General features: G+C 40.6%; 14 protein-coding genes, 2 rRNA genes and 1 pseudogene. 11 read left to right on the forward strand and 6 right to left on the reverse strand.

Features of this window, described 5'->3' with window-relative positions; genetic code table 11:
* The 3 genes and pseudogenes from FKZ59_RS11535 to FKZ59_RS15135 all read left to right on the forward strand — a co-directional run.
* Window positions 1–128 (forward strand): 23S ribosomal RNA (locus tag FKZ59_RS11535); the annotation flags it as partial.
* A 54-nt stretch (window positions 129–182) separates the two neighbouring features.
* A 5S ribosomal RNA gene (gene rrf / locus FKZ59_RS11540) occupies window positions 183–298 on the forward strand.
* Window positions 299–693: 395 nt separating this feature from the next.
* Window positions 694–879 (forward strand): annotated as a pseudogene (locus FKZ59_RS15135) (DUF1963 domain-containing protein); the annotation flags it as partial.
* A gap of 87 nt (window positions 880–966) precedes the next feature.
* Here the strand turns inward: FKZ59_RS15135 and FKZ59_RS11550 are convergent.
* On the reverse strand, window positions 967–1,632 hold the full coding sequence (locus FKZ59_RS11550; protein WP_141602954.1) for a LytR/AlgR family response regulator transcription factor: 666 nt from the start codon (window positions 1,630–1,632) through the stop codon (window positions 967–969).
* Window positions 1,633–1,852: 220 nt separating this feature from the next.
* Between FKZ59_RS11550 and aceA the strand changes: the two genes are divergently transcribed.
* From aceA to FKZ59_RS11570, 4 genes are all read left to right on the forward strand, one after another.
* Window positions 1,853–3,145 (forward strand): isocitrate lyase, encoded by a 1,293-nt coding sequence (gene aceA, locus FKZ59_RS11555; RefSeq protein WP_141602913.1) that lies wholly within the window; start codon window positions 1,853–1,855, stop codon window positions 3,143–3,145.
* 848 nt (window positions 3,146–3,993) lie between these two features.
* Window positions 3,994–5,166: a pyridoxal-phosphate-dependent aminotransferase family protein gene (locus FKZ59_RS11560; RefSeq protein ID WP_141602914.1), complete on the forward strand. Its 1,173-nt coding sequence runs from the start codon at window positions 3,994–3,996 to the stop codon at window positions 5,164–5,166.
* 151 nt (window positions 5,167–5,317) lie between these two features.
* Window positions 5,318–6,031 carry a glycosyltransferase family 2 protein gene (locus FKZ59_RS11565; protein ID WP_141602915.1) on the forward strand — a complete coding sequence of 238 codons (714 nt, stop codon included), beginning with the start codon at window positions 5,318–5,320 and terminating at the stop codon, window positions 6,029–6,031.
* Window positions 6,032–6,095: 64 nt separating this feature from the next.
* Window positions 6,096–7,439, forward strand: coding sequence for a transglutaminase domain-containing protein (locus tag FKZ59_RS11570; protein ID WP_246045884.1), 1,344 nt, complete (start codon window positions 6,096–6,098; stop codon window positions 7,437–7,439).
* Window positions 7,440–7,521: 82 nt separating this feature from the next.
* Here FKZ59_RS11570 and FKZ59_RS11575 read toward each other — a convergent pair whose 3' ends face one another.
* From FKZ59_RS11575 to FKZ59_RS11595, 5 genes are all read right to left on the reverse strand, one after another.
* Window positions 7,522–8,457, reverse strand: coding sequence for an N-acetylglucosamine kinase (locus tag FKZ59_RS11575; RefSeq protein WP_181733283.1), 936 nt, complete (start codon window positions 8,455–8,457; stop codon window positions 7,522–7,524).
* Between the two features lies 1 nt (window position 8,458).
* Window positions 8,459–9,976, reverse strand: a complete 1,518-nt coding sequence (argH, locus tag FKZ59_RS11580) for an argininosuccinate lyase (RefSeq protein WP_181733285.1) — start codon at window positions 9,974–9,976, stop codon at window positions 8,459–8,461.
* A 53-nt stretch (window positions 9,977–10,029) separates the two neighbouring features.
* Window positions 10,030–10,950: an EamA family transporter gene (locus FKZ59_RS11585; protein ID WP_141602918.1), complete on the reverse strand. Its 921-nt coding sequence runs from the start codon at window positions 10,948–10,950 to the stop codon at window positions 10,030–10,032.
* A 258-nt stretch (window positions 10,951–11,208) separates the two neighbouring features.
* Window positions 11,209–11,940 (reverse strand): DUF421 domain-containing protein, encoded by a 732-nt coding sequence (locus FKZ59_RS11590; RefSeq protein WP_181733284.1) that lies wholly within the window; start codon window positions 11,938–11,940, stop codon window positions 11,209–11,211.
* A 97-nt stretch (window positions 11,941–12,037) separates the two neighbouring features.
* Window positions 12,038–12,721 (reverse strand): histidine kinase, encoded by a 684-nt coding sequence (locus tag FKZ59_RS11595; RefSeq protein ID WP_408057503.1) that lies wholly within the window; start codon window positions 12,719–12,721, stop codon window positions 12,038–12,040.
* 232 nt (window positions 12,722–12,953) lie between these two features.
* Here FKZ59_RS11595 and FKZ59_RS11600 point away from each other — a divergent pair, with 232 nt between their 5' ends.
* From FKZ59_RS11600 to FKZ59_RS11615, 4 genes are read left to right on the forward strand one after another with little or no spacing between them, the layout of a single operon-like run.
* Complete coding sequence (locus tag FKZ59_RS11600) at window positions 12,954–15,362, forward strand: Na+/H+ antiporter subunit A (RefSeq protein ID WP_141602920.1); 2,409 nt, start codon at window positions 12,954–12,956, stop codon at window positions 15,360–15,362.
* Window positions 15,352–15,774 carry a Na(+)/H(+) antiporter subunit B gene (locus FKZ59_RS11605; RefSeq protein ID WP_141602921.1) on the forward strand — a complete coding sequence of 141 codons (423 nt, stop codon included), beginning with the start codon at window positions 15,352–15,354 and terminating at the stop codon, window positions 15,772–15,774. Before FKZ59_RS11600 ends, FKZ59_RS11605 begins: the two co-directional genes overlap by 11 nt.
* A gap of 3 nt (window positions 15,775–15,777) precedes the next feature.
* On the forward strand, window positions 15,778–16,116 hold the full coding sequence (locus FKZ59_RS11610) for a Na(+)/H(+) antiporter subunit C (protein WP_141602922.1): 339 nt from the start codon (window positions 15,778–15,780) through the stop codon (window positions 16,114–16,116).
* Window positions 16,109–17,605 carry a Na+/H+ antiporter subunit D gene (locus tag FKZ59_RS11615; RefSeq protein WP_141602923.1) on the forward strand — a complete coding sequence of 499 codons (1,497 nt, stop codon included), beginning with the start codon at window positions 16,109–16,111 and terminating at the stop codon, window positions 17,603–17,605. The genes FKZ59_RS11610 and FKZ59_RS11615 overlap by 8 nt, the downstream gene beginning before the upstream one ends.
* The last annotated feature ends 1 nt before the right edge of the window (window position 17,606 follow it).

Genomic DNA, 17,606 nt, shown 5'->3' on the forward strand with positions numbered 1-17,606 from the left:
CTCAAGATGAGATTTCCCATTGCGTAAGCAAGTAAGATCCCTCAAAGACGATGAGGTAGATAGGTCCGGGGTGGAAGCACGGTGACGTGTGGAGCTGACGGATACTAATCGATCGAGGACTTAACCAGAAAAAAACACTTTCGATGCCGTTATCCAGTTTTGAGGGAACAATCCTCATATTGTGAAGTGACGATAGCGAAGAGGTCACACCCGTTCCCATACCGAACACGGAAGTTAAGCTCTTCAGCGCCGATGGTAGTTGGGGGCTTCCCCCTGCGAGAGTAGGACGTCGCTTCGCAAGAAAGCACCACTGAAAAAGTGGTGCTTTTTTTGCTTAGGATAGCATAAAATTTTGGTTTTTTTTGTAAAATTGTGTTGCTAAAATATTTTAATGTCCTTCCTGGTATATGCAACCGCTCAGCTTAGAGAACTTCCATTTCTCTAAGCTTTTTTTGTTATTAAATCAAATGCTACAAAGACAACTGTTATATGAATTATAAAATTTTTTTGTTATTTGTATTCAATTTTTGATTTTTAGTTTTTAAAATTTAAGCTAAGGAATTGGTAATGTGAATAAATTAACGAAAGCGCAATTCGATGCTTTAAAAAACTATCCCAGATCTTTACAAGATAAGTTTCTATCTATAAATAAACCTTGTATTAAACTGAAATTATTCATTAACCACTTCAAAAATCGGTGGGTTTGGATATTTTCCAAAAAATATGGAATACCCAAAAAATGCGAATGGACCATTAGGGTTGCTTGCACAAATCAGTTTTGCAGAATTTGAGCCTTATGAGGATTTTCGATCTAGTGGTTTGTTGGCTATTTATTATTTATATAGACTTAACAAGTGTTATTTATACGGTGCTAATTTAGAGAATGGTTATAAAATCGGAATAGGGAAAAAATCTTTATTTTTTCCCTTATTCCGTTTTTTTAATTTAATATTGAATTTTGATGAATTAAAATTCAAGGGCTCTTCTCAAATTGTTAATATACGATTGGCTGACAGGCAACTCGACTCCGTTTTTCAGTTGAATAATAAAGTTTGTCGTAATGTCTTTTGTAATATTTTTTATATGATACATATTTAATATATAGGAGCGATGAATTCTTATGAAAAATTCAGGCAGTTTTGTTTCGAGCTCTTTCAGCGTGAAATTTGTTTTAAATTGATCATCATTTGTATAAAACCAAGTCCGCTTTTGAAGGCTTTCGATATAAGTGATTTCTTCAACGGGAACAGGCGTCCACATGTCTTCTTGTTTTCCGGTCAAAAATTTGTAAGGCTCCTTTTTGACTGGTGTATAGGAAGACGGGAAAATAATGATTAATGCCGCATCTTTTTGATCTAAATAAATTGGATAACCCATGACAAAATAAGGTTCCCCAAAGATGGTTGAATCCACAATCACATCTGTTTTGATTCGTGTTTGAATTACACGGGCCGCAACGCTTTCAGGATGAATTTTCCTCTCAATTTTCAGGTTCACATGTTCAAAGCTTGGAGCAAAATAAATATAAGAATCTTCGTACGCCAAGGCAATGGAAGCGTTTTTTGGAATCCAATCTTCTAATATAATTTTGAATTGCTCTAACCCCTTTTTTGAAACAGGAAAACATTTCATCTCCACGTGCATTTCCCCCTTTTTAAAAATTCTGAATCTTGCGCATTCATCCCCCAAAATAATTAGTTCATCCTGAAAATTCTGTATTTCGTCATAAATTTATACATTTTTTCAGCGACTGTTATATATTAGGCTTATAATAAATATACCTGTTATGAAACAGAATGTAAATTACTTTTCTAACAGAGTGTATTGAATTAAAGGGGAAGGTGTGAATGAAATGTTAACGCAACAAGAAAGAAAGGCAAGAGTAGAAGCATTAAAAAAAGATTGGGCTGAAAATCCGCGTTGGAAAGGAATTGAACGCCCATATTCTGCAGAAGATGTAGTGAAATTACAGGGGTCTGTAGTAATTGAGCACACACTAGCAAAACGTGGTGCTGCAAAACTTTGGAAACTGTTGCATGAAGAAGAGTTCATCAATGCATTGGGTGCATTAACTGGTAACCAAGCTGTACAACAAGTAAAAGCCGGTTTGAAAGCTATCTATCTATCAGGCTGGCAAGTAGCAGCCGATGCGAACTTGGCAGGTCAAATGTATCCAGACCAATCATTATATCCGGCAAACTCAGTTCCACATGTTGTAAAACGCATCAATCAAGCATTACAACGTGCTGATCAAATAGAGCATGCAGAAGGCCGCGACGATGATTTTGACTATTTCGCACCAATCGTTGCCGATGCGGAAGCAGGATTTGGTGGACCGCTTAACGTATTCGAATTAGTAAAAGCCATGATCGAAGCAGGAGCTGCAGGTGTTCACTTGGAAGACCAATTGGCTTCTGAGAAAAAATGCGGTCACTTAGGCGGTAAAGTATTGCTTCCAACTCAAAATGCGATTCGTAACCTAATTGCTGCGCGTTTAGCTGCAGACGTGATGGGTGTAGATACAATCTTAATCGCTCGTACTGACGCTGATGCAGCGGACATGGTAACTAGCGATATCGACCCTCGCGACCACGAATTTATTACTGGTGAACGCACTCCTGAAGGATTCTTTAAAACAAGAGCAGGTATTGATCAGGCAATTGCCCGTGGTTTGGCTTATGCACCATATGCTGACCTAATCTGGTGCGAAACATCTAAACCATCATTGGAAGAAGCTCGCAAATTTGCTGAAGGAATCCACTCTAAATTCCCTGGCAAAATGCTAGCTTACAACTGTTCACCATCTTTCAACTGGAAAGCAAATCTTTCAGACAAAGAGATTGCAGAATTCCAGCGTGAAATCGCGAAGATGGGTTATAAATTCCAATTCGTAACATTAGCAGGATTCCATACACTCAACAAATCCATGTTCGAATTGGCTGTTGAATACAAAGATCAAGGTATGGCAGCTTACTCTAAACTGCAACAAGCTGAATTCGACTTGGAGAAAAAAGGTTACACAGCTACAAGACACCAACGTGAAGTTGGTACAGGCTACTTCGATGAAGTATCAATGGTTATTTCTGGCGGTACTTCTTCAACAACTGCGATGGCAGGCTCAACTGAAGCAGAACAGTTCGCGTAATATAAAAGTTTGTCTATGAAAGTGAAATGATAAACAAAATTTGAAAGAAGGGAATCGGGCGATTGCTCCATTCCCTTCTGACCAAAAAATTCCAATTCGAAAATAAAAAGCATGTTATTGCTAAAATAGCAAGAACTTATTAGTTTTTTGCAAATCTAAAGAGCCACTTCACCAATTTGGGAAAATATGCTTACTTCACAAACAATTGTTTAAGCGTTCAATTATCTAGCTATGGAATTTAATGCTGTAAAGTAGACTCTCCAAATCAAATCGAAAAATTAACAGACGTGCAAGTTTTGAATGAATGTTATTCAGAAGTTCCTGAAGGTACCTTTTCCGGGAAGGACTTCGGATGAAAATTTGTCGGGGTAATTCTTCGCTTCATGATTATGTGGTAGGACAGCATAAACTCAGTTTTAATTCAGGCCAGCAACGGAAGACTACTCTAAAAAACAATGAATTCGCCATCCGAAAGGTATTCTAGGAAATGCTCAAACAGTGATGATGGAAATGAATAAAACCAAAAAAGTTTTATAAAACGGTCGTTTCGTAAAAGAGTTGATGAATTCTCATTGAAACTAATCAAAAGATCACAATGAATTCATTAAATCGCTTACGTCTTTACACAAAGGGGATTGTTTAAATAATCTATAGGTTGCCTCCTATATTGATAGTTTTAATGCTAAAGGGGTATGTTAAGGAATATATTAAGCAAATTGGGGATTTAAACCTTACTTGTCTGGGTAAACTCACAAGTAAGGTCTTTTTTTTTAACTAAAATAGTAGAAGGAAAAAAGCGTTTTAACGAGAATTATTCTTCTTAAATATATGAAAAAGGGGAACGAAAAATGCGGAATCAGGATATTCTATTAGTTCCGGGTCCGACTCCGGTAGTGGATGAGATTTATGATGCTTTGTCACAAGAAACAAGAGGGCATACTGATCCACGTTTTGTCGAAGTTTATAGAAATGCATTGCGGCAAACAAGGGAACTATTCCAAACGGATGGAGAAGTATTTGTTGTGGCGGGATCCGGTACGTTGGCAATGGAAATGGCGATAGTTAACACCGTCGGAAAAGATGAGCGTTTATTGGTTTTAAGTCAGGGCTATTTTGGCGACCGATTTGCCAGATTGGCAGAAGCTTACAATTTGCAGGTAGATGTATTGCAGTCAAAATGGGGGGAGCAAATTGATCCCTCATTAGTAGAAAAAGCCCTGAGAGAAAAAACTTATAAAGCTGTCACCATCACCCATGCGGATACATCCACTGGGGTTGTTGCCGATTTAGAAGCCTTGGTCCCGATCATTAAACGTGCAGGTGCACTGGTCATTTTAGACGGCGTTGTCGCGACTGCAGCAATGGATGAAAATATGAGTAAAGCGTATGGACATCCGGATTATAAACTGGATATCGTTCTTACCGGTTCACAAAAAGCCATTGGCATACCGCCGGGCCTTGCCATCGTTGCGTTTAATCAAACGGCGCTGGAGGCCCGAAAACAATTAGGACGTATTCCTGCTTATTATTGTGATATTGAAAATTGGAAGCCGATTATGGAAGACCCGTCAAAATATTTTGCGACTCCTCCAGTCAATTTAATTTATGCCTACAATGAGGCTTTGAAAATTATATTATCCGAAGGAATGGAAAGGAGAGAAAAACGGCATATCGCTTATGGCAAGGGGATGAGAGCAGCAATGCGGTCCTATGGTATGCAGCCATTGGCAAGGGAAGAAGTTGCGGCCCCCACATTAAGCTGCATTTTTTACCCTGAAGGCGTGGAGGATGCGGCTTTTCGAAATGCACTTGCATCCCGCGGAATCATTGTTGCAGGTTCATTAGCGCATCTAGCAGGAAAGGCATTCCGTATCGGCCATATGGGAAATACTACCCCTGAAATGTTGGAAAAAGCTATTCAGGTAATCGGTGAAGTGCTCCAAGAGCTAGGGCATCCTGTAAATATTAAACGGGCAATAGAGGCCTTTAGGCATGAAATGGAACAGGCAGTACTGAAATAGTGGTAATCCGATAGAAGAGAGAGATAAATATCAAATATCAGTTAAATCATCCACAAGTTGGATGATTTTTTATTTTTGCAATTAAAATGTAATGGATCTATGAAAATAGTATACTAACATTAATAGAATATATATTTTAGGTGATTTGGCCGTGGAACAACCGATTGTAATCATTCCAGCCCTAAATCCGTTGCCGACATTCATTGAATATACAAAGAGCTTATTAGAATTGGGCATTCATTCTATCATTATCGTAAATGATGGCAGTGATTCGAAATACCGTTCAATTTTCCGCGAACTATCATCAATGGACCAATGCATTGTGTTAGATCATGTCGAAAATAAAGGGAAAGGAAGAGCTTTAAAAACAGGATTCCGCTACGTTTTAAAACATTTTCCGAAAACCGGTTCCGTATTAACAGTAGGGGCTCATGGGCAGCATACGATTGAGGATGTAAGCCTTGTATTACAAACTTCAAGATTATTTTCCAACGGGATTGTTTTAGGGGTTCGTAATTTCCGTTCAAAAGACTTGTCTTTTAAGGACGCAATTGGCCAACAAGCAGCGTCATTAGTATTTCAACTGCTGTTCCATCGCCGCATTTTGGATGCTCAAACAGGTTTGCGCTCGATTCCAAAAAAGGATTTATCTTGGCTTCTGAATGTCCCAGGTGATTCTTATGACTATGACATTAATATGCTTATAGAAGCCATCAAACGGCAAATACCAATCTATGAAATCCCGATTGGCCAAGCGAAAATAAAAAAGAATTCGATTATTCATTACGATGAAATTATGAACTCCAAAAAAATCATTCACCAAATCCTTCTAAATTTTATGAATTACCACAAAAAAAAATCATGAAACTTTCAACATAAAAAATCGTACATTTTTATTGGATTTGAAGGATGATGTGAGTAATTTTTTTATGAATAAGGAAATAAATGTATTAAATGGTTGTATAGAAGAAGTTGCAAGTGATCATGTGAGTGGTGGTGAAGATAATTTGTTCAAACGCATAACAATCATCGTAATACTCCTGATTTTGTTGAAGCCTGCATATGATTTTTCGAAACCTATTTGGGAAGAAGCGGTTCAAGCAATTAATATAAATAAAGTGATAGAAAAGATTGAAAACATCAATATTGAGGATGTGGACCGAACAGCAACGGAGAAAGTTTTAAATACTGCTTCAACGATATCCGATTTACAAGACACTGTTCAATTGCAGAATCAAGCGCAATCTGCCGAAGAATTGGCGGATGCATTTTATTACCATTTCAGCCAATGGGATACGGATTTTGAAATACAGTATAAGGGGAATACAAACAATATCGAAATCCTCCTTAAACAGGCGGTGGAAGATGCCTCCAATCGCGATCAATATATATTAGGCCACTTGGGCGATCGGAAAATTGATTATGAGTACGATAACAGCCATGCCATTTTCAAAGTAAAACAAGCATATTTAACAAATGCTGAACTGGAACGGTATGTGGATGAACAGGTGGACAGGATCCTGTCCAGAGTGAATGCAAATGCCATGTCCGACTTTGAAAAAGTGAAATTTGTGAATGATTATATTGTAAAAAATACCGTATACAGCACTGACACAAATTTAAGCCCCCATAGCGCGGCGGCCGTTTTAAAAGAACATAAAGGGGTCTGCCAAGGCTATGCGCTTCTTGCTTTAAAAATGCTGAGGGAACTTGGGGTTGAAACATTATATGTAGTGGGCGAGGTGAATACAGGCCCTCACGCTTGGAATTTAGTAAAAGTGGATGGGAATTGGTATCATTTGGATACTACATGGAATGATCCGGTGCCTGACCGGGGGAATATCGTACGATATCAATATTTCCTTGTTGATGATGCGACGATGAAATTGGATCATCATTGGGAGGAAGGGGATTATCCAAAAGCGACAAGCAAAAAATATGATTTTATGGCAAAAATGGATCATGCCTATGAACACGAGGGGCATATTTATTACAGCAATGTCCAGGATTACAACCGATTGTACCGATTGAGTTTATCGACCTGGGAAAATCAGCGGTTAACAAGAAGCAGAGCCCAATATATCGTTGGGGCCGGCGACTGGATCTATTTCAGCAATTATTCAAATGGCGCCTATCTTGCAAGAATCCGGACAAACGGTACGGAAGAATCCATTATTTACCCGGAAAAAGTAAGCAATCTGCAAGTTGAAAATGGTTTTTTAATTTTCGAAACCGATGAAGGATTAAAAAGAATGGCAATTGAAACTTCATAAATTGCAAAAAAGAAAAAGGGGCTTTCCTCTAGCCCCAGTTACTAACGTGCCGACCGACTTGATCGAAATTGAAAAACCATTATTATTGTAATGAAAGGATGGCTCTGTTGGCAATATAGTCAATGGGATTTTGATTGCATAAATGAAAGGAAATACGAGGATATTTTTCCTTTACATAATCTTTGTACAGTTTTAAGATTACTGCATTGCTTTTTAGGACGCCGCCATTCAGGTAAACCGTGAAATCTTCATTAATCTGCCCCACTTTTCGAAGGACGGCATGGGTCATCAAGGCCAGCTCTTTAGCGGCATTGCAAGCAATGTCAATCGCCCGTTCATCACCAAGGGAAATGGCTTTCGGAAGCACTCTGGAAATGTTGGCGATTTGTGCATTTGTGTAATCGGGATGATAGATCCAATCGTTCAATTGTTCAATATTGCTGATTTGCAACATGTCATAAACAAGATCGGTGAGGACGGTAGGTTTTTGAAGGCGGCCGTCTTCAAATCGGAATATCGCATTCAATATTTCCCTCCCGATCCAGTAACCGCTGCCTTCATCTCCAACCCGGTGCCCCCATCCCCCGGAGCGTACAATTTTTCCTTTGCCGTCTGTCGCATAGGCGGCGGAACCGGTGCCAGATATAACAAGGGCACCCGGTTGTTTTCCGGTTAATCCGATTAATGTGGACTGCACATCGTTTTCTACAATGATCCTTCCGATTTGAAACGGGGAATTTTTGCAGCTTCGGTCAACCATCAGTTGGACGATAGAAAGCCCTTTTATTGTGTCGATGCCTGCCATTGCAAATGCGGCAATGTCAATGGCACGGATTCCCGTTTCTTTGTATGCATCTCCCAATAAATCTGTCAAAACCTTTTCGGCTTTCTCCGTGCCGATTGCCTGATAATTGGTGCTTGTTGATGTTTTTTCGAAATATATATTTCCTTTAATATCCCTCAATGACAAAACCGTTTTTGTTGCTCCGCCATCAACCGCTAAAATATATTGAGTCATTTTACCTTCTTCTCCATTCATCCAAGTATTGTTGCAACCGTTTTTCACTTTGAACAATGGCGTCCTTTTTATTTTGAATCCATTTGCAAAGGGTATAGGTTTCTTTTTTAGCTTTTAAGAGTGATTTTTTCATCGTTGCTGGCGCTGGACCGCCAGGCAATTTACGGATATTAACGAAGTGTGCCGGTTTTAAAGATTGATAGAATTCATCTTTGGAAATATTCAATGGTTTATTCAAGAGTTCGATACATTTTTCATTGACAAGCTCCCACGTTAGATCGTCAATGGAATCCTTATGGTTTTTTAACAAGGTGCGTACACATTCAGAGACGATTTTGTGGGATTGACGGAAGGAAATTTTTTCGGTCAGGACGAGCGTGTCGGCAAGTTGTGTGACGTTTGCCAAACTTTTTTCGGCCCGTTCCAATAGTTTTTCTTTATTGACATCCATTGTCACTACCAAACTGCCAAACAATTTATAGATTCCGCGCAATCTATCCATGGCCCTCCAAATATAAGGCTGCATGTCATCCTCTGTATCCACGATATCTCCAAACGGCGTGTTATGAATCATTTGCAGGACTGTGGAAGCATCGCCTACGACAGATGAAAGCAACGAACGGGTATGTTCAATGGAAACCGGATTACGTTTTTGCGGCATTATCGAGCTGATTTGGACATAAGGACTGGCAAGACTAATTGCATTGAATTCTTGTGTGGCCCATTGCAAAAAATCTTGCGCGGTGCGGCCAAGATTCAAAGCGGCCAGTTGCACGACACTTGCCGTTTCCGCAATATAATCGGCACCGGCCACCGCATCCCATGCATTTTCAACGATTCCATCAAAAGCCAGCAATTCCTGCATCCGCTCCCGATTGATATTGAACCCTGTTGTCGTAAGTGCGGCTGCCCCCATGCTGCTCCGATTCACCGTTTGGTAGGCGTGCTGCATGCGTTTGTAATCCCGTGTCAGTTGGTCAATCACAGCTTTTAAATAATGTGCAAAAGTTGTCGGTTGGGCTTGTTGGGTATGGGTATAGCCGATCATGATGGTATTGACGTGCTCCAATGCAAAGGTGATCAGGGAAGTTCTTAAAGTCACCAATTCTTCCATTAAATCAAGCAGTTTTTCCCGGATGGTCATGCGATAAATGGCGATTCCCATATCATTGCGGCTTCTTCCTATATGCAAATTTCCCGCTACATCTCCGGCAATTTCCATCAATTTATATTCGATATGGAAAAATAAATCTTCAAATTGCGGCTGATAATCCTGCTTTTCAAAAAATTCCAAGTCCAGCTGGCTGATTGCAGCGCCGATTTTTTGGGCATCTTCTTTTGAAATCAGTTGTTGTTCTTCAAGCATCTTTAAATGGGCAATATGTATTTGCACCATTGCTTTTAAGAAATGTTTTTTTGCTTCTTCATAGGCAGGCTGCAGCACGATTTTCCGATAACTGTTTGAAGGAAATTGAGTGCCTTCAGCTTCATGGATGCGGCTTTTATATTCTTGGAACATCACGATCATCGCCCCCAGTATCATACTAAAAACAATCTATAAATAAACAATCCTTAAACTTCCGAGCCTTTCGTTTTACGTACAAATTTCAGCTGCTTTTCTGAAAAGATGGTTGGCAGCGCAATTCCCGTTAAAATGAGCACAATGCCGATTACTTGAAGCCAGGAAAAAGGTTCATGGAGTACGATGACAGAAGCAAAAACAGCAACCGGCAGTTCCATTGCGCTTAAGATGGAAGTTAGGCCGCCGCCGACTTTTGGAACAGCTATGGCGAGCAGAAAAATCGGTATAATGGTTCCAAAGAATCCAAGCGCCAATCCAAACTTCCATAGTCCTTCTCTTATTAATATACCGTTCCATACTATTTCTGGTGACAAGAAGATGCTAATCATTATAAGGGCAAAAAAAGATGTAAAAAAGGTTCTTTCAATGGTTGCAATCCCTTCAATGGATTTCGAATTGATTTGCAGAAAAATCGCAAAACTGAAGGCGGAACAAAAGCCAAAAAACCAGCCTTGCCAACGGATGCCCGATAAATCCGCATCAACCAGTCCGCTGGCAAAGATTGTTCCCGCAAAAAGCAGAACCAAGGAAGCCGCTTCAGGGCGGCTTGGCCATCTTTTCCGCAGAAGACAGTCAATCAGCATGCCAATCCATGTAAATTGAAAGAGCAATACGACAGCGAGGGAAGCCGGCAAATAATTTAAAGACTTTCCGTACACAATGCCGGTGGTTCCGGTAAAAATACCGGCAAACAGGAGCGTTATAAAGTCTTTTTTTCTAAACTTGGGGAATCTTCTTTTTTTCATGAAAAGGAGCAGAAAAGAGAGACAGAATCCAATCAAATATTGGCTTGTCACCGCTTCATCGGCAGTGAAGCCGACTTCCATCGCAATTTTAATGATGGTTGACAGGATGCCGTAACTGCCGGCTGCTGTAAGAATCAGTATTGGGTATAGAAAGTTGCTTTTCATGGTGCTACAACCTACTTATTCAAAATTTTTTAATGATAGAATTTCTTCATTGTGCATAGAATTTGCTAAGTTCTTTGAATAAAAGTATAGCAAAATTTTGATGCAAACTGAAAATTTATCGCAGGAAGAAAAATACTGTATGTTACATTAAATGGTAATTGCCGCTGCCCGGCATATGAGGTAATGGGCAGCAGGTTGTTACAATCAGTCTGAATGAATAAAAGATATTAAAAATTATAAAAAGGTTTGTCCCATCCCTTAATTTTTGGACAAACCTTCCTTATTATTTTTGTTATTAAAAAGGGAAACATAAAGTGAGCCATCTTCAAGAACCTGAGCGAAAAAGACATCTTCCACTTTCTTGATTTTTTTCTTTTTAAGCTTATTCAACAGCCATTCTTCGGTTAAATTTAATTCATCAAGATTTTTCTTCACAATCTTTCCGTCAGAAATAACTTCTGTAGGGAAGTAAGTTGGTTGGGAAACGTTTGCGCTCACATCTTTTTTCGTAGCGGGACTATATTGCGATTTTTTCATTATGCTCAGTTCTCCGTTTGTCTCAAATACGGCATATTGGACTTCTTCAAATGAAAAGACGCCTTGTTCCCGCAGAAGCATAGCCAGTTCATCCACATGAAGCCTTGCTTTTTTCAGCCCGTGTTGATTGATTACTCCATCCTGAATTAAAATCGTCGGACGATCATCGACAATCACTCGGATTTTGGTCGATTTGATGGAAATGAAGCTCATAAGAAGGGTGAGGACGGTCCAGCATAAAAGAGCAACGATTCCGTCGAAAAATGGCGTTTTTAGTTGTGTTGTCATTTCACCTGCGATGGATCCGATGGTGATGCCTGTGATGTAATGAAAGAAAGTTAATTGGCTCAATTGTTTTTTCCCGATAATTCTTGCCAGCACTAAAATGACCATGAAGGTAATGACGCTGCGAATAACGATATCCAAAAAGTTTACTTCCCAGAAATTTTCCATGATGCAGAGGCCACTCCTTTCGTCTCTCCCTTTAGCATGAACGAATCATGAACGGCCTATGCAAAAAAATGCAGAAGCGCTAGATGCTTCTGCATGCTTATACTAAATAATGTCTATATTCTTCAGGAATTTTTTCCGGGTTTGCCACAAAGTCCTCTTCAATCTTCAACTCATACATTTTATTGTTGTGCGAGAAACGGAAAATCCCATTGTCGAAGTCCGTGCCGATTTCCTTAAAGAAGATACCCTCGATATAGCGGGATTTAGGGCATGTAAAGACGATTTTATATCTTTCTCCTACGGGGACGATGTATGCACGGACACCTTTTTCATACATGTCGAATTCTTCATCTTCCGATGGAGGGTTAACGGCCACGATGTGAAAATCGACAAAAGGAATTTCTTTTAATAAGACGTTCAGGAGAGAACCTTTTGTAATTTCCTCCCATCGGCTTTGCGCACTTTGCCCAACGATGATTTGGGAAACATTCAATTCCTTTGCGACTTCCGCGATGACTTTTTGAATAGGCCGTTTCTCGTTGTCGCGAATGATAAATTTTTCAACTCCAAGTTCCTTGGCAAGTTCCGTCCATCTTTCAATATAACCTGATTTTTCAGCATCGAAATGGTCCAGAGGTTTTGAATCGACGGTCAGTACATATAATGGACAATTGAGCAAAGTGGCGAGTTTGTGGCCCCTGCGGATAAGCCTCTCTCCGTTCAATCCATAATACACGCAAACCAAAATACTTTCATCCGTTCGTTTTTTTGCATCATTCACCATTTTTTAAAAGCACCTCTTAAATTTTGTATCATAACGGATTTAAGTTTCCGTAATCAAATTCCATGAAATACATAATGCTTTATTATATACTTAAAATTGTAGCTAAGTTTCAACTTTTCTAAGTTTATGCATAACTTTTTCAATCCTGTTATTGACTCTTTATTATGCATCTTCTGTTTGTTTTCGTCAAGTATGTTAATGGTGAAGAGGTGAAGGGAGGAAAGATTTTGTGACATTTGATGTTGCCGTCGTCCTCGTCCCGTTTATTTTTGCTTTGTTGATTTCCATGTTATACAGGTTCATAAGCAAAAAATACATTGGTTGGCTTGTGACGGCTGTTTCACTCGTTTTATTCATTATATTAACAACATATATTCCCCGCATATCAAATGGTGAAATCATTACGTTCACACATGAGTGGATCCCCTCGTTAGGCATCAATTTCACTACCTACCTTGATGGTCTCAGTTTAATGTTCAGCTTACTCATTACCGGAGTGGGAAGTTTAGTTGGTTTGTACTCGATTTTTTATTTATCCAAGAGTGAACAGTTATATCACTTTTATTGCTATCTTTTGCTGTTCATGGGTGCGATGTTAGGGGTCGTTCTTTCTGATAATATATTAGTCTTATACGGTTTTTGGGAGATGACAAGCGTTTCATCTTTCCTGTTAATCGCCTTTTGGCATCATCGGAAAGCTTCCCGGGCAGGGGCCAGGAAATCGATGCTGATTACGGTCGCCGGCGGAATTTCCATGCTTGCTGGTTTTTTAATGCTTTATGAGATGTCAGGTACTTTAAGCATTCGTGAAATCATTGAAAAGGCAGGTTTGATTCGGGAAAGTGCTTTGTTTGTACCGGCACTTGTATTGGTTCTATTAGGGGCTTTCACAAAGTCCGCACAATTTCCGTTTTATATCTGGCTGCCGGATGCGATGGAGGCGCCAACGCCTGTCAGTGCATATCTGCATTCGGCAACAATGGTGAAAGCGGGGATCTATTTAGTGGCAAGGTTTACGCCGGTATTTGGAAATGAAGCAGCCTGGTTCTGGCTGGTAACCGGCGTCGGTTTATTTACATTGTTTTGGGGTTCCTTCAACGCCGTAAAACAAGTGGATTTAAAAGCGATGCTCGCTTTTTCCACTGTAAGCCAGCTGGGGCTCATTATGAGTTTATTGGGAATGGGTTCTGTGGCGATTTATTTGGGCCATTCGTCGGAAACGGTGATTTATACGCAAGCCGCTTTTGCCGCGATTTTTCACTTAATCAATCATTCCACTTTTAAAGGCGCGCTGTTCATGATGGTCGGGATTTTGGACCATGAGTTGGGGACCCGCGACCTCCGAAGACTTGGAGGGCTTATGTATTTCATGCCGTTGACGTTTACAATTGCCCTGATCGGTTGTTTATCGATGGCAGGACTTCCCCCGTTTAACGGATTTTTAAGCAAAGAGATGTTCTTTGCTGCAACGCTGCATATTCAGGATTTGAGCATTTTGTCCCTTGATCATATCGGATTTTTGATTCCTCTTGTTGCATGGATTGCAAGCGTCTTTACATTTGTTTATTGCCTCATCATTGTCGGGAAAACGTTTTTTGGCAAAGTGAAGACGCATCTGTTGGATAAACATCCCCACGAAGCGCCTGTCGGCATGTTGATTTCTCCTTATATTCTTATTATTTTGGTCGTCGGCATTTTCTTTTTCCCAAACCTTTTGGGCCGTTATGTTTTAAACCCTGCAATGGCAAGCATTTTCCCTATGTTTCCATCCGCTGAAGAGCTGGCGCCAACCATTCATGCTTGGCATGGATTTTTTAGCCCGGAACTGTGGATGACGATTTTGGCAGTCGTTGCGGGGATTTTCCTTTACAGTTTGTTAAAGAGCTGGAAAGCGATTTATCGAATTCTTCCATATCATTTATCGCTGAACGCCCTTTTCAATAACGGGATTCTATGGAGTGAATCGCTGTCGGCCCGCTTTACACGAAGATATATGACAGGTAATTTGACAGATTATTTTGTTTATATCTTTGTTGCATTTTTATTGGTTGTCGGGGGCTATTTCCTTTATGGGGATGTATTCTCCTGGAGCCCGGTCAATCCGGAGTCATTGGATGTGTTTGAAGCCATTTTAATGGTCATCATCATGGTTTCCTCCATCGGAATATTGTTTGCGAAATCCCGGATTACGATTGTATTTCTGACCAGTGTATTAGGATATTCCGTCGCCTTTTTCTTTATCGTATTCAGGGCTCCGGATTTGGCGTTGACCCAGCTTGTAGTGGAATCCGTTTCAACCGTGCTCTTTCTGCTTTGTTTTCGCCATTTGCCGGAGATTAAAAGAGGGGTGCAATCAAAATGGAAAGAGGCAAGAAATCTGGTGATATCTCTGGCGATGGGGGCAACGGTGACAATGGCCGGTTTGGCTGCCCTCCATTATGAAAAATTCAAAACGATTTCCGAATACTATAATGATTCCTATCTATTAGCCGGCGGGAAAAATATCGTCAATACCATTTTGGGAGACTTCCGCGCCTTTGATACGATGCTCGAGGTGGTCGTGCTGTTTATTGCCGGATTGGGCGTATACACCCTCATTAAGCTGAAAGCAAAAGGAGGGGGACAAAATGAGAATTAATGATGTCATTTTAAGGACCGTCGTAAAAGTGGTGATTCTGATAATCCTTACTCTCGGCGTCTACTTGTTTTTCTCAGGGCACCATGCGCCGGGGGGAGGATTCATCGGGGGGCTTGTGCTTGCTTCCGGGATCATTCTCTTGTTTGTCACATATGACATCGAAACGATCCAAAGAAAGATGCCATTTGATTTTAAAAAAGTAGCCGCTCTCGGGGTGTTTATTGCTGCAGGGACAGGTCTTGGGGCGATTTATTTTGATCTGCCATTTTTGTCCCATACGGATGGGCATTTCAAGTTTCCTTTTATAGGAGATAAACATTTAACAACGGTGACATTGTTCGAGGCGGGAGTTGCATTAACCGTCATCGGCACTCTCGTTACGATGATTTTAAGCATAAGTGAGGATGAGTAGTGTATGGAACAATTGATGATGGTGTTAATTGGCATACTTGTTTCAGTGGCAACCTATCTAATCCTCTCCCGGAATATGATTCGCGTCATTATAGGAACAGCGGTATTGTCCCATGCGGTCAACTTGCTGATTATGGCGGTAGGAGGGTTAAAAAAGGGGAATGTGCCGTTAATCGGCCATGAAGAAGAACCTTTTACCGACGCTTTGCCGCAAGCCTTGATCTTAACCGCGATTGTGATCAGCTTTGCCACTACAGCTCTTTTGCTTGTATTAGCCTATCGGACATATAAAACAAGCGGGTCGGACGATTTTAAAGAATTGAGAGGAATGCCAGATGAATAACATCATTGTATTGCCGCTGATTATTCCTATTTTTTCGGCAGTTGTTTTAGTATTTTTGAGAAGATTTGCAGCGGTTCAAAGGCTGATCGCTTTTGCGTCAATGCTGGCGGTGAGCATCATTTCCTTCGTTTTGTTGGAGCTTGTACGAAAAGAGGGGATTTTAAAATTAGACTTCGGCGGTTGGAAACCGCCTTATGGAATTTTGTTCGTTGCAGATTCATTTTCGGTGCTTATGGTGCTTGCAGCAAGCATTGTAACATTGTTTTGCTTGCTTTATGCCTTTTCAACAATCGGGGATAGGCATGAATCCATGTTCTTTTATTCTTTTGTTCTATTGATGGTTGCAGGAGTCAATGGCTCCTTCTTGACAGGGGATATTTTTAATCTCTTTGTGTGCTTTGAAGTCATGTTAATGGCATCGTATGTCCTTGTGGCGTTAGGAGGGGAAAAGGTTCAGCTTCGGGAATCTTTAAAATATGTGTTGATCAACGTAGTGGCTTCTTCCGTTTTTCTGATAGCCCTGGCTTATTTATATGGTACTGTGAAAACACTGAATATGGCCCATATTGCAGAGAGGGTTTCCGAAGTTGGGCAGGATCCGATCTTAACATTAGTGTCTCTGGTGCTGCTGATTGTGTTCAGTTTAAAAGCGGGGCTGGTGCTGTTTTTCTGGCTGCCCGGATCTTATGTTGTGCCTCCTGCCGCCGTACAGGCTTTGTTTGCCGCGCTCCTTACAAAGGTTGGTGTATATGCGCTGATCCGCACTTTCACGCTGATGTTTCCGCACCATCCGGAAACAACCCATGCCATCCTCGGATGTTTTGCGGGATTAACGATTGTTTTAGGATGTTTAGGAGCGCTGTCTTCCAGAAATGTTTTGAAGATTGCCGCTTACAACATTGTGATTTCTGTCGGTTTTATTTTAATCGGTTTGGCGGTTAGAACGGAAACCGCCCTTGCAGGATCCGTGTTTTACTTGTTCCATGACATGGTTGCGAAAGCATTGTTGTTCTTGTTGGTAGGCATGATGGTTTATTTGACGGGGGAAAAAAGGATCGATTTTATGAGCGGATTGATCCGGAACTACCCTTTATTCGGATGGCTCTATTTTTTGGCGATGTTGGCCTTGGTCGGAATTCCGCCATTGAGCGGGTTTGTCGGAAAAGTGCTGATTGGAAAAGGGGCAATTGAAGCGGGATCATATGTATTGTTGTTTCTTGGATTTGCATCAAGCCTCGTGGTGCTCTTTTCTTTGCTTAAAATCTTTTTAAGTTCATTCTTTGGGGAAACGATTATTACAAATGAGGACAAAAAGCCCCTTCCGAAGGCTTCAATGGCATCCCTTGTTTCATTGGCGGTGTGCATTGCCGGGATCGGCATGGGAGCGGAACAGCTGCTGGCATATGTGCAAGACGCGGTAAAGACCCTTGCCAATCCGTCGATTTATATCGATGCAATTTTAAGTGATAGCGATAGCGAGGGGGTGTGAA

Source organism: Ureibacillus terrenus (assembly GCF_006569205.1).
GTDB classification, from domain to species: Bacteria; Bacillota; Bacilli; order Bacillales_A; family Planococcaceae; genus Ureibacillus; species Ureibacillus terrenus.

Coding starts and splice junctions, on each gene's coding strand:
- FKZ59_RS11550 (WP_141602954.1), bottom strand. CDS start 1,632: ATGAAATGTTTTCCTGTTTCAAAAAAGGGGTTAGAGCAATTCAAAATT.
- aceA (WP_141602913.1), top strand. CDS start 1,853: ATGTTAACGCAACAAGAAAGAAAGGCAAGAGTAGAAGCATTAAAAAAA.
- FKZ59_RS11560 (WP_141602914.1), top strand. CDS start 3,994: ATGCGGAATCAGGATATTCTATTAGTTCCGGGTCCGACTCCGGTAGTG.
- FKZ59_RS11570 (WP_246045884.1), top strand. CDS start 6,096: ATGAATAAGGAAATAAATGTATTAAATGGTTGTATAGAAGAAGTTGCA.
- FKZ59_RS11575 (WP_181733283.1), bottom strand. CDS start 8,457: ATGACTCAATATATTTTAGCGGTTGATGGCGGAGCAACAAAAACGGTT.
- argH (WP_181733285.1), bottom strand. CDS start 9,976: ATGTTCCAAGAATATAAAAGCCGCATCCATGAAGCTGAAGGCACTCAA.
- FKZ59_RS11585 (WP_141602918.1), bottom strand. CDS start 10,950: ATGAAAAGCAACTTTCTATACCCAATACTGATTCTTACAGCAGCCGGC.
- FKZ59_RS11590 (WP_181733284.1), bottom strand. CDS start 11,940: ATGGAAAATTTCTGGGAAGTAAACTTTTTGGATATCGTTATTCGCAGC.
- FKZ59_RS11605 (WP_141602921.1), top strand. CDS start 15,352: ATGAGAATTAATGATGTCATTTTAAGGACCGTCGTAAAAGTGGTGATT.
- FKZ59_RS11610 (WP_141602922.1), top strand. CDS start 15,778: ATGGAACAATTGATGATGGTGTTAATTGGCATACTTGTTTCAGTGGCA.
- FKZ59_RS11615 (WP_141602923.1), top strand. CDS start 16,109: ATGAATAACATCATTGTATTGCCGCTGATTATTCCTATTTTTTCGGCA.